This is a genomic window from Mesorhizobium opportunistum WSM2075 (assembly GCF_000176035.2).
Classification (GTDB): domain Bacteria; phylum Pseudomonadota; class Alphaproteobacteria; order Rhizobiales; family Rhizobiaceae; genus Mesorhizobium; species Mesorhizobium opportunistum.
Genome location: NC_015675.1, coordinates 5,072,406 through 5,084,400 on the forward strand (window position 1 = coordinate 5,072,406; position 11,995 = coordinate 5,084,400).

An 11,995-nucleotide genomic window follows, 5' to 3' on the forward strand; every position below is an offset into this window, starting at 1 on the left:
AAATAGCCCGGCAGCGATGCCGGGCTATTTTTTGGATTATCGACTCGAAAGAATCGGTTCGGGCGGTTCTTTAAAGTGCCACCCGAAGCTTCCGATCAGGCGTCCTTCTTGGTCGGTGCGACGCGCAGCGCCAGTTCGCGAAGCTGCTGCGGGCTCGCTTCCGAAGGCGCGTTCATCAGCAGGTCGTAGGCCTGCTGGTTCATCGGGAACATGGTAATCTCGCGCAGGTTCTTCGCTCCGACCAGCAGCATGACGACGCGGTCGACGCCGGCAGCCATGCCGCCATGCGGCGGCGCGCCGTACTGGAAGGCGCGGTAGAGGCCGCCAAAGCGCTCCTCGACCGTGGCACGGTCGAGCCCGACCGTCTCGAAGGCCTTGACCATGGTTTCGGGCAGATGGTTGCGGATGCCGCCTGAGGCGATCTCGAAACCGTTGCAGACCATATCGTACTGGAACGCCTTGATCCCGAGCAGATCCTCGCCATTCAATGCATCGATGCCGCCTTGCGGCATCGAGAACGGATTGTGGGCGAAGTCGATCTTCTTCTCCTCCTCGTTCCATTCGAAGAACGGGAAGTCGACGATCCAGCACAGTTCGAAGCGCTCGCGATCGACGAGGTTCAGCTCCTCGCCGGCGCGGGTACGCGCGGCACCGGCGAAGGAGACGAATTTCTTCGGATCGCCGGCGACGAAGAAGGCGGCATCGCCATCGGCAAGGCCGAGCTGTAGGCGGATCGCCTCGGTGCGTTCCTCGCCGATGTTCTTGGCGAGCGGACCGGCGCCTTCGAGCTTGTCGCCCTCCTTGCGCCAGAAGATGTAGCCCAGCCCCGGCTGGCCCTCGCCTTGCGCCCAGGAGTTCATGCGGTCGCAGAAGGCGCGGCTGCCGCCGGTCTTGGCCGGAATGCCCCAGACCTCGGCCTTCGGGTCGTTGGCCAGGATGTTGGCGAACACCTTGAAGCCCGAATCGCGAAAATGGTCGGAGACGGCCTGCATCTCGATCGGGTTGCGCAGGTCGGGCTTGTCGGAGCCGTATTTGCGCATGGCGACATCATAGGGGATGCGCTGGAATGTCTGCGTCACCGGCTTGCCGTTGGCGAAGGTCTCGAAGACCCCGCGCATCACCGGCTCCATGGTCGACAGCACGTCGTCCTGCTCGACGAAGCTCATCTCCAGGTCGAGCTGGTAGAATTCGCCGGGCAGACGGTCGGCGCGCGGATCCTCGTCGCGGAAGCAGGGCGCGATCTGGAAATAGCGGTCGAAGCCCGACACCATGATCAGCTGCTTGTACTGCTGCGGTGCCTGCGGCAATGCGTAGAAGGTGCCGGGATGGATGCGCGACGGCACCAGGAAGTCGCGCGCGCCTTCCGGCGAGGACGCGGTCAGGATCGGCGTCGAGAATTCGGTGAAGCCGACATCGGTCATGCGCTTGCGCATCTCGGCGATGATTTTCGTCCGCGCCACGATGTTCTTGTGCAGCGTGTCGCGGCGCAGGTCGAGGAAGCGATATTTCAGCCTGATGTCCTCAGGATAGTCCGGCTCGCCGAACACCGGCAGCGGCAGTTCCTTGGCCGCCGACAGCACCTCGATCTCGCGGGCGAAAATCTCGATCTCGCCGGTCGGCAGGTTGGCGTTCGTGGTCTCGGGCAAGCGTGCCTTGACCTCGCCGTCGACACGGATCACCCATTCGCCGCGCACGGTCTCGGCAACCTTGAAGGCCGGCGAATCGGGGTCGGCGACGATCTGGGTCAGGCCATAATGGTCGCGCAGGTCGATGAACAGCAGGCCGCCATGGTCGCGCACGCGATGCACCCAGCCCGACAAGCGAACGGTCGAGCCGACGTCGCTCTTTCTCAACTGGGCACAGGTGTGGCTGCGGTAACGGTGCATGGTCATTGGTAAAGTCCGGGGTGCTGGGTTGCAGGCCGAAGCATCAAGCCCGGCCTCAAAATTTGCGCGAAAAGCGCATGGGAGGCCGGATTTGTCAAGGCAAGCGAGCGCAGCCGCCTGTTTCGACATCCCTTGTCGAAGCCCGGGTCGAAGCCCGGGCGAAAACTCGAAATCAGGGCACCCCGTTGGCGGATGCGCGGGCGACGGCTTCAAGCGAAGTGGATTTCAGCGCCCTGACGTTCGAATTCCGCAAGGATACTGGCCGGCGCGGTCTTGTCGACGACCAGATGGCGGATCGCTTCGGGGCCGGCGACACGATAGGGCGATGCAGTGGCCAGCTTGTCGTTGGTAACGGCGATGACGATGCCGCCGCTGTTCCTGGCCATGGCCCGCTTCACCTCGGCTTCCGCCGAATCGAAAGCGGTCACGCCTCTTGTGGCATCGAGACCGCAGGAGCCGAGGAAAAACAGATCGGCGCCAAGCTGCGCGACGGCGGCCAGCGTGTCGCCTCCGACGCAGGTTCCGAGTTCGCGGTCGAACCTTCCGCCCAGCACGATCAATTCGACCAGAGCGTGATCGGACAGGGCCGAGGCGACGCCGAGCGAATTGGTTGCTATGGTGAGTTCGAGGTCACGCGGAATGGCCTTGGCGATCGCGGCATTGGTGGTTCCGCCATCGATGAACAGGCTCTGCCCGCTGGAGAGCAGAGCCACCGCCGTCCGCGCCAGCCGCATCTTCTCCTCGACGGCATGGCTGCCGCGCAGGTTGATGGACGCCGCGGCGAATGGTGCGGGCGCGACCGCGCCGCCATAGACGCGGCGGCATTGCCCGGCCTTTGCCAGCTCCCTCAGGTCGCGCCGGACCGTATCGTCCGATACACCGAAGCGAGTCGCCAGTTCGCCAGCCAATACCCGGCCCTCCGATGCAAGCCGGTCGCGAATGAGTTGGTGCCGTTCATCGGTCAGCATTGCACATTCCTATATTTTTGTGCACGTTCTTGCATGTTCTGCATGCTTATGCAAGAAGTCGACGCATCGGGCAGTCGAGCAGACCAGCCGCGGCTCCTCTTTCCTTGAAGGCATAGCGATGACCCTTGGCCTCAGCCTCTCCCCTCAACACCGGGTCTATGCCGGCTTCGCGATCTATTCGTTTGCCATGGGCAACATCTTTCCGCGGCTGCCCGACATCAAGCACGCCATGGGCATCGAGGACGGCACGCTCGGCCTCAGCCTGATCGGAACGCCGATCGGCACCTTGACGGCGCTGACCCTTGCGACGCCGCTGCTCGAGCGCGTCGGCTTCCGCCGCGCGCTGCTTGCCTTGATCCCGCTGGTGGCGCTTGCCTATGCCATCGCCGTACATGCGAGGGGTCCGCTGGCGCTGTTCCTGATGCTCTTTCCGGTCGGCCTGATGATCGGCAGCGTCGAGATCATGCTCAATGTCGAAGCCGACAGAACGGAATTCCTGCTGAAACGCCGGATCATGAACAGGGCGCATTCGTTCTGGAGCATGGGCTTCTTCGGCGCTGGCCTGTTCGGTGCAGCACTTGGGCATCTCGGTGTGTCGCCGCAACTGCACCTGGCTATTGTCGTGCCCATGGTCGCGATATCCATGGCGCTGTTTCTCGGCGGTTACCAGCCGGCACCGGCCCGTTTCGCCAGCACCGGCGACAAGGCGCCCACCTTCGCGCGGCCAACGCTGCCGATCCTCGTCCTGGTGGCGGTGACGCTTTCTGCGATGCTGATGGAGGGCGCCAGCATCGACTGGTCGGCGATCTACATGCGCACCGTGTTCGATGCCGGCCCGTTCGTTGCCGGTTTCACCGTGGCGCTGTTTGCGTTTTCGCAGGCGACCACGCGCTTCTTCGCCGACAGCTTCGTCGATCGGCACTCGCCGAGCGGCGTGGCACGGGTGCTGCTGGCCTGCATGGCGGCCGGCGTCTTCATGGTCTTCCTGTCGCCTTCGCCGCTGTTGTCCATGCTGGGTTTTGCTCTTCTAGGCATCGGCACGAGCGCGCTCTTCCCACTGGCGATCTCTGCGGCCGCGCAGCGGACGGACCGGCCGGCGGCAATCAATGTCGCGGCGCTGTCGCAGATCTCCTTCGTCGCCTTCCTGCTCGGGCCGCCGCTGCTCGGCTTCGTCTCGGACCATTGGGGCATCCGCTCGGCCTTCGGCATCGGCATTCCGTTCATTGCGCTCAGCCTGCTAACCGCCGGCGCGCTTGGCCGACGGGCGCCCTCGGAGAAGCCAGCGGCGACGTCCAACGAGGCCTCCGGCCTGGCGCGGCGGAAAATACCGGCGCGGACCGGCGAGGCCTGAGGAGCACGCGCCCTGTTGGCGACCTGGAATTGCCGCTGGCATTGACCAGGGCAATGTTTCAAGAAGGGATCACCGATACGTGATCGTCCTTTTACATGTCTTCCATCCGCCCCTTGATCCCGCTTCTTCTCGCCGCAGGCATCCTGCTCGGCGGCAATGGGCTGCAGAGCACGCTGATCGCGCTGCGCGGTGCGCAGGAAGGGTTTTCCGCCTCCGACATCGGCCTGATGGGCACCTTCTATTTCGCCGGTTTCCTGCTCGGCTGCCTGGCCATCACCCGCATCATGAAGGCGGTCGGCCATATCAGGGCGTTTTCGGCGCTAGCGGCGATCGCCTCGGTCGGCACCTTGCTGCTAGTGCTGGTCCTCGATCCGGTGATGTGGTGCGCGGTGCGCTTTGCCGGCGGCTTCTGCTTCGCCGGGCTGTTCACGATCGTGGAAAGCTGGCTCAATTCCGGCGTCAGCAACCACGACCGCGCCCGCGTACTGGCGATCTACCGGATGGTCGATACCGGTTCGGTGACCGGCGCCCAGTTCCTGATCCCGGTCTTCGGCGCCGGCGGCTTCACCATCTTCGCCATCATGTCGATCATGATCACGCTGTCGCTGGTGCCGGTTTCCCTCGGCGACCGATCCAACCCGACGCCACCGGAGGGGGTCAAGCTCGACCTGGCGCGCGTCTGGCGGATTTCACCGCTGGGCTGCTTCGGCTGCATCGCCGTGGGCGTCACCAACAGCGCGTTTCGCACGCTCTCACCTGTTTATGCCGAGCAGATCGGCATGTCGGTCGCCGATGTCGTCACCTTCGTCAGCGTCGGCATTTTCGGCGGCGCCATCATCCAGTATCCGCTGGGCTACCTCTCCGACCGCTGGGACCGGCGCCGGGTGCTGTTGATGACCACCTGCTGCGCGATGCTTTCGGCCCTAGCGCTGGTGTTCATCGCCGGCAGCAACCCCGCGCTCAACTTCGTCATCATCTTCATCTTCGGCTGTTTCGCCATGCCGCTCTATTCGCTGTCGGCGGCGCATTCCAACGACCGCGCCGACACTGGCGAGTTCGTGCTGATCAACGCGGCGCTGATGCTGTTCTACTCATTCGGCGCCATCGGCGGCCCTTTCGCCGCCTCGACCGCGATGCAGTATTTCGGGCCGAGCGCGCTGTTCGTGTTCAGCGCCATGGTCTACGCGATCTTCATCGCCGTCATCCTCTACCGCATGCAGGCACGGTCCGGCGTGCCAGCGGGCAAGCGCAGCCGTTTCACCGCATTGTTGCGCACTTCCACCGTTTTCGCACGGCTGGCCAGAAGAAACGGCGATCCGGACGGCCCGGAAAAGCCGTGACGAGGGTGCCACGGCTTGACGAAAGCCTTCCCGGCTGAAATCTAGGAAGACCCTACTCCTGCCAAAAGCGATTTGATGCACGTCATCACCACCCAGAAAGAACTCGAGACCGCTCTCGCCGCTTTCGAAAAGTCGGATTTCGTCACCGTCGACACCGAATTCATCCGCGAGACGACCTTCTGGCCAATCCTGTGCCTGATCCAGATGGCCGCGCCGGGCGTGACGGCGCTGATCGATCCCTTGTCATCGGACATCGACCTGAGGCCGTTCTTCAAGCTGATGGCCAACGAGGCGGTGGTCAAAGTCTTCCACGCCGCCAGGCAGGACATCGAAATCATCGTCCATCTCGGCGACCTGGTTCCGCATCCCGTCTTCGATACACAGGTCGCGGCGATGGTCTGCGGCTTCGGCGACAGCGTTTCCTATGATCAGCTGGTGCAGCGCATCACCGGCGCGCGGCTCGACAAGTCGTCGCGCTTCACCGACTGGCGCCACCGGCCGCTTTCCGACAAGCAGCTCGATTATGCGCTGGCCGACGTCACCCATCTGATCGAGGTCTATCAGCACCTCAACGCCGAACTGGCGCGGGAAAACCGCGCCCACTGGCTGAACGAGGAAATGGACGTGCTGACCTCGCGCGAGACCTACGATCCGCATCCCGAGGACGCCTGGAAGCGGCTGAAGATGCGGCTGCGCAAGCCGCAGGAACTGGCGATCGTGCAGGCCGTGGCGGCATGGCGCGAGCGCGAGGCCAGGGAACGCGACGTGCCGCGTGGCCGGGTGCTCAAGGACGACGCGATCTACGAGGTGGCGCAGCAGGCGCCGCGCGATGCGGCGGCCCTTGCCAAGCTGCGCACGACGCCGAAGGGCTGGGAGCGGTCATCGACGGCGACGGCGCTGCTCGGCGCCGTCAACACGGCGCTAGCCTTGCCCAAGGAGCAGATGCCGAAGCTGCCGAAGAGTTTCCAACCGCCCGAGGGATCGAGCGCTGCCGCGGAACTGTTGAAAGTGCTGCTCAGGATCATCGCCGAAAAGCAGGGCGTGGCTTCGAAAGTGCTGGCCTCCAGCGACGATATCGACCGTATCGCGGCCGAAGGCGAGGAGGCCGACGTGCCGGCCCTGCAAGGTTGGCGGCGCGCCGTGTTCGGCGAAGCGGCGCTGAAGCTGGTTCGCGGCGAGATCGGCATCAAGTTCGACAAGCGCAAGATCGCGGTCTTCGATTTGTAGGAATAGCGTACCCCCGCCCGCTCCGCTTTGCGGAGTGACCCTCCCACAAGGGAGAGGGTCAGACTGTTCAAACCACCCCAAGCAGGTGCAGCGCGCACCAGATCCAGCCCAGCAGGATAACCCCGGCACCTATAACGAAAGAGCGGTTGCGCAGCAGTAGGTTGTTGCTGGTCAGGTGAACCCAGGCGTGGACATAGCGCGAGGCGACGAAGATCCACATCAGCGCGAGCGTCAGATAGTTGACGCCGTTGGTGGCATGCAGCGTCAGGCACAGCACGTAGAACAGCACCGGCAGTTCGAACTGGTTGCTGAGATTGGCGGCGACCGTGGCGCTGGACGCCGGCTCGGTCGAGCGCATCTTGTATTGACCGACCTTGGCCTCTCCCGACTTGACCGCGCCATATCTGCGGCGGCCGAGGACACAGTAGACGATGTAGATCAGCAGCACGTGGGCCAGGACAGGCCAGAAGATCGTCGTCTGGTTCATGACACGCCCCCTGCCCGGTAAATGCCCGCTCTCCGGTCCGGCATCAAGCCTGATGTTTCTGGCTCGCCAGCCAGAAAGCGGCAATGACGATCACCGGGATGGCGAGAAGCGCGAATTTGGTGACGATGAGAGCCGAGGCGAAGGACAGCGAATCCGGGTTGGCCGACAGGAAATCGGACAGGAGACGCGCCACGGCGATGTTCTGGGCATAGTCGGCAAGCGTATAGGGCAGCACCAGGACCAGCGCGAAGATCGACTGCACCTGCGGCGGCAGCACGCGGAAATTCTTCAGGCGCCGGCCGATAGCCAGGATCAGGCTGACCAGCGTCAGCGACAGCAGCGCCGGAAACAGCAGATCGAAGGTCAGATAGTGCCAGACGAGAATGATCTCGCCGCCGCGCCGGCCGAGCGCCGTCAGCCAGGCCATGCCTTCGTCGGGCGTGAAGCCGAAAAAGCGCATGTCGAGCGAAGGCAAACCGCCGCTCAACTGACGGAAATAGAAGAATTCCAGCCCAGTCATGGCGATAAAAACCGCGCCCGACAGGAAACAGAGTGCCGCGGCATGACGCGACAGCCGCAGGACCGCCACCGTCAAGCTGCGCCAGGTTCCGGAAGGGTCAGACTCCTCCGGGATAGTTCGGGCTTTCGCGGGTAATCGTGACGTCATGGGCGTGGCTTTCACGAAGTCCGGCGTTGGATATGCGCACAAAGGTGGCGCGGTCGCGGAAATCGGCAAGGTCGCGGCCGCCTACATAACCCATAGCGGCTTTCAGCCCGCCTGCAAGCTGGTGCAGCACGCCAGACACAGGTCCTTTATAGGGAACCTGCCCTTCGATGCCTTCCGGCACCAGTTTCAGCGTGTCGCGCACCTCGGCCTGGAAGTAGCGATCGGCCGATCCGCGCGCCATGGCGCCGACCGAACCCATGCCGCGATAGGCCTTAAAGGAACGGCCCTGGTGCAGATAGACCTCGCCCGGGCTCTCGTCCGTCCCGGCCAGCAGCGAACCGATCATGGCGGCACTGGCGCCGGCGGCGAGCGCCTTGGCAAGATCGCCCGAATATTTGATGCCGCCATCGGCGATCACCGAAACGCCCGATTTATGCGCCGTCTCGACCGCCGACATGATGGCCGAGAGCTGCGGTACGCCGACGCCGGCCACGATACGGGTGGTGCAGATCGAGCCCGGGCCGATGCCGACCTTGACGGCGTCGGCGCCGGCATCGATCAGCGCCTGCGTGCCTTCCGCGGTGGCGACGTTGCCGGCCAGGATGCGCACCGAGTTGGAGAGCTTCTTCGCCCGCGTGACGGCGTCCAGCACGCGCTGCGAGTGGCCATGCGCGGTGTCGATCACCAGGAGGTCGACGCCGGCCTCGATGAGGCGTTCGGCGCGCTCGAAGCCATCGTCGCCGACGCTGGTGGCGGCGGCGGCGCGCAGGCGCCCCTGCGCATCCTTGGTGGCATGCGGGTTGAGCTGCGACTTCTCGATGTCCTTGACGGTGATCAACCCGACGCAATTGCCCGACTTGTCGACGACGACGAGCTTTTCGATCCGGTGCTGGTGCAGAAGCCGCTTGGCCTCGTCCTGGTCGACATTCTCCTTGACCGTGATCAGGTTCTCACGGGTCATCAACTCGTAGACCTTCTGCGCCGGATCGGAAGCAAAGCGCACGTCGCGGTTGGTCAGTATGCCGACCAGCCGCCCCGTCTTGTGACCGCCGGTGCCGCCATTCTCGACCACCGGAATGCCCGAGATCGAATAGGTGCGCATCAGCGACAGCGCATCGGCAAGGGTAGCATCGGGCCCGATGGTGACCGGGTTGACCACCATGCCGGATTCGAATTTCTTCACCTGCCGCACCTGCTCGGCCTGCTCGGCCGGCGAGAAATTGCGATGGATGACGCCGATGCCGCCGGCCTGGGCCATGGCGATGGCGAGACGCGCCTCGGTGACGGTGTCCATCGCGGCCGACAGGATCGGGACATTGAGGTCGATATCGCCGGCAATGCGGGTGCGGACATCGGTTTCGCCAGGCATGACCTCGGAATGACCCGGCTGCAGAAGCACGTCGTCAAAGGTCAGCGCCAGTGCGCCGGTGGACGTTTCGATGATTTTTGCCATGGCCAGTCCTTAGAATGCATGAAAGGCGCTGGACCGGAATGGACAGCGCCGACTCGTTATTCCCTTTCAGGATTGGCGCTGGCTGGTAACACGTCGTGGCGCCGATGAAAAGCCGATCGTTGCGCCCGGCGCGTCTATTCGGCGGACTCTCCCACGAGAGCATTCAGCAAGGCATGGCGCGGCGATGCGAAAGGATTGACGACAGTTACCCCTCCCCATGTGAAGCCGTCCTGCAGATCTTCCGAAAGCAGCAGCCGGCAACCGGCTTGCGAGGCGGCGGAGAGAATGACCGCATCCCAAATGCTGAAGCGATGGTCCGTCGCCAGATCAGCCGCCATCATCATCACGTCCTGCGTTGTCGCGGCAACCGCAAACGCATCGCGCCAGCTCAGAAGGGCATCCCGGGCCTCGACAGGCGGTCTTGCGGACTTGCGGACGAGAACATTGTACAATTCACCAAGGACCTGAACGGGAATAATGGCGGCCTCTTGCGGGACCTTGCGCATCAACTCGAGAACGGTGTCGCGCTTCTCTACACCGTTGACCCCTTCCGCATAGGCAAGGACATTGGTGTCGAGCGCGACCTTCACCGCTCGTCCTCGTAAAGCTCATCGCGGGTCCAGCGCCCAACATCAGTCGCAGGCTGGCGTTCGAGGCGCGACAGCAGCGCTGCGCGCGAGCGGGAGACCACCCCCTCTTGTTGATCCGCGGGCACGATCCGCGCCACGGGGCGTCCGTGACTGGTCACGACGTAGCTTTGTCCTTCGCGAACACCGCGCAGGATGAGCGAGAACTTGCGGTTGGCATCGGCTGCCGAAACGGCTTCTTCCATGATACGGCCTATATAGTAGTTATTATCACTACAATAATGAGGCGCACCGTTTTCCGCAAGCTTCTCATCGCCGCCCACCGCCCTGGAATGCGGCCGCCAGTCTCTCGGGCAGGCCAGGAGAGCCGTCGCCGTCTCGGCCCGGTCGCACAAAAGTGACAGCAAATTAACACGACATCGGTGTCCGGCCGTGATAACCGCCCCCTTGTATCGGCTTGCCCCCTTTCTAGACAAGAAGTGGGCCGGAAAGAAATCTGAAACGGCCACGCTCGTGAACCGCACCATCCCGCTCATACTGGCGGTCGCTCTTTTCATGGAAAACATGGATTCGACCGTGATCGCGACATCGCTGCCGGCGATCGCCATCGACATCCACACCAGCCCGATCGCACTCAAGCTGGCGCTGACGGCCTATCTGGTGTCGCTGGCGATCTTCATTCCGATCAGCGGCTGGATGGCCGACCGCTTCGGCGCCAAGAACGTCTTTCGTGCCGCGATCGCGGTGTTCATCGCCGGCTCGATCGCCTGCGCTCTCTCCGGTTCGCTGCCGGCCTTCGTGGTCTCGCGGTTCTTGCAAGGCATTGGCGGCGCCATGATGACGCCGGTCGGGCGCCTCGTGCTGGTACGCGCCACACCCAAGAGCGAACTGGTCGCCGCCATGTCGTGGCTGACCGTTCCCGCATTGGTCGGTCCGCTGGTCGGACCGCCGGTCGGCGGCTTCATCACCACCTACTTCACCTGGCACTGGATCTTCCTGATCAACGTGCCGATCGGCCTGATCGGCATCTGGCTCGCCACCCGCTTCCTGCCGGAAACCGAATCGATGGAAACGCCGCCACTCGATTTCATCGGTTTCGTGCTGAGCGGGCTGGCGGCATCCGGCGTCGTGTTCGGCCTCTCGGTGGTCAGCCTGCCCTATCTGCCGCCGGCGACCGGTTTCATCACCGTCGCTGTCGGCCTGTTGTCGGGCGCGCTCTACCTGATGCATGCGCGCCGCGCGAAAAACCCCTTGCTGGCGCTCGACCTGTTCCGCAACCAGGTGTTCCGCTCGTCGGTGCTTGGCGGTTCTCTGTTTCGCATCGGCATCGGTGCGGTGCCGTTCCTGCTGCCGCTGATGTTCCAGATCGGCTTCGGGCTGACGCCGTTCCAGTCCGGCATGATCACCTTCGTCTCGGCGATCGGCGCCATCGGCATGAAATTCGTCACCGCGCTGATCTTTCGCGTTGCCGGCTTCCGCCGCGTGCTGATCGTCGGCTCGCTGGTGGCGGCGGGGTCGATCGCCATCAACGGCCTGTTCACCCCCGACACGCCCTATCTGCTGATGCTGGCCATGCTGTTGGTCGGCGGCTTCATCCGCTCGATGTTCTTCACCGGCGTCAACGCCCTCGCCTATGCGGAGGTTTCGGCCGAGGATACCAGCAAGGCGACGCCGATCGCCGCCGTCTTCCAGCAATTGTCGATCGCGCTCGGTGTGGCGGTTGCGGGCGGCATCCTGGAAGTGTCTACGAGCATCCATGGCGGATCGCTGATGCTGGCCGATTTCCACCTCGCCTTTTTCATCGTCGCCGCGATTTCGGCCGCCGCGTCGCTGTCGTTCATGCGCCTGGCGCCCGATGCCGGCAACGCCGTCTCCGGCCATGGCCGGCTGACCACGCCCAAGACGCTGGAACCGGTGAGATCGCCGGGGGAGTGAATTTTTTGACCCCGGCGGGACAGCACCCCCCTCTGGCCTGCCGGCCATCTCCCCCGCAAGGAGGGAGATCGGATGTCGCCTCGGCCTTCGCCAA

Annotated in this window: 11 protein-coding genes; 4 read left to right on the top strand and 7 right to left on the bottom strand. The window is 63.9% G+C overall.

The window, feature by feature from the left end; all coding sequences use genetic code 11:
* Positions 1 to 95: 95 nt before the first annotated feature.
* Both aspS and MESOP_RS24565 read right to left on the bottom strand, forming a co-directional pair.
* Positions 96 to 1,886 carry an aspartate--tRNA ligase gene (gene aspS, locus MESOP_RS24560; protein ID WP_041164986.1) on the bottom strand — a complete coding sequence of 597 codons (1,791 nt, stop codon included), beginning with the start codon at positions 1,884 to 1,886 and terminating at the stop codon, positions 96 to 98.
* A 209-nt stretch (positions 1,887 to 2,095) separates the two neighbouring features.
* Positions 2,096 to 2,854 carry a DeoR/GlpR family DNA-binding transcription regulator gene (locus tag MESOP_RS24565; RefSeq protein WP_013896031.1) on the bottom strand — a complete coding sequence of 253 codons (759 nt, stop codon included), beginning with the start codon at positions 2,852 to 2,854 and terminating at the stop codon, positions 2,096 to 2,098.
* Between the two features lie 118 nt (positions 2,855 to 2,972).
* On the opposite strand from MESOP_RS24565, the gene MESOP_RS24570 reads away from it, so the two are divergent.
* The 3 genes from MESOP_RS24570 (at position 2,973) to rnd (ending at position 6,772) form a co-directional block, all read left to right on the top strand.
* A complete protein-coding gene (locus tag MESOP_RS24570; RefSeq protein WP_013896032.1) occupies positions 2,973 to 4,205 on the top strand; it encodes an MFS transporter in 1,233 nt (410 codons plus the stop codon).
* Between the two features lie 95 nt (positions 4,206 to 4,300).
* Positions 4,301 to 5,545 carry an MFS transporter gene (locus MESOP_RS24575; protein WP_013896033.1) on the top strand — a complete coding sequence of 415 codons (1,245 nt, stop codon included), beginning with the start codon at positions 4,301 to 4,303 and terminating at the stop codon, positions 5,543 to 5,545.
* Positions 5,546 to 5,620: 75 nt separating this feature from the next.
* A complete protein-coding gene (gene rnd / locus MESOP_RS24580) occupies positions 5,621 to 6,772 on the top strand; it encodes a ribonuclease D (protein ID WP_013896034.1) in 1,152 nt (383 codons plus the stop codon).
* Between the two features lie 67 nt (positions 6,773 to 6,839).
* On the opposite strand, the gene MESOP_RS24585 is transcribed toward rnd, so the two are convergent.
* The 5 genes from MESOP_RS24585 to MESOP_RS24605 all read right to left on the bottom strand — a co-directional run bounded on the left by MESOP_RS24585 (position 6,840) and on the right by MESOP_RS24605 (position 10,211).
* The gene (locus MESOP_RS24585) at positions 6,840 to 7,259 is read right to left on the bottom strand and encodes an MAPEG family protein (protein WP_013896035.1); all 420 of its coding nucleotides are present in this window, start codon (positions 7,257 to 7,259) and stop codon (positions 6,840 to 6,842) included.
* Positions 7,260 to 7,302: 43 nt separating this feature from the next.
* Positions 7,303 to 7,854 carry a hypothetical protein gene (locus tag MESOP_RS24590; protein ID WP_013896036.1) on the bottom strand — a complete coding sequence of 184 codons (552 nt, stop codon included), beginning with the start codon at positions 7,852 to 7,854 and terminating at the stop codon, positions 7,303 to 7,305.
* A 22-nt stretch (positions 7,855 to 7,876) separates the two neighbouring features.
* Positions 7,877 to 9,379, bottom strand: coding sequence for an IMP dehydrogenase (guaB, locus tag MESOP_RS24595; RefSeq protein WP_013896037.1), 1,503 nt, complete (start codon positions 9,377 to 9,379; stop codon positions 7,877 to 7,879).
* A gap of 134 nt (positions 9,380 to 9,513) precedes the next feature.
* Positions 9,514 to 9,969 carry a PIN domain-containing protein gene (locus tag MESOP_RS24600; protein WP_013896038.1) on the bottom strand — a complete coding sequence of 152 codons (456 nt, stop codon included), beginning with the start codon at positions 9,967 to 9,969 and terminating at the stop codon, positions 9,514 to 9,516.
* Positions 9,966 to 10,211 (bottom strand): type II toxin-antitoxin system prevent-host-death family antitoxin, encoded by a 246-nt coding sequence (locus MESOP_RS24605; protein WP_013896039.1) that lies wholly within the window; start codon positions 10,209 to 10,211, stop codon positions 9,966 to 9,968. The genes MESOP_RS24600 and MESOP_RS24605 overlap by 4 nt, the downstream gene beginning before the upstream one ends.
* A gap of 268 nt (positions 10,212 to 10,479) precedes the next feature.
* On the opposite strand from MESOP_RS24605, the gene MESOP_RS24610 reads away from it, so the two are divergent.
* Positions 10,480 to 11,901 (top strand): MFS transporter, encoded by a 1,422-nt coding sequence (locus MESOP_RS24610; protein ID WP_041164299.1) that lies wholly within the window; start codon positions 10,480 to 10,482, stop codon positions 11,899 to 11,901.
* Positions 11,902 to 11,995 lie beyond the last annotated feature (94 nt).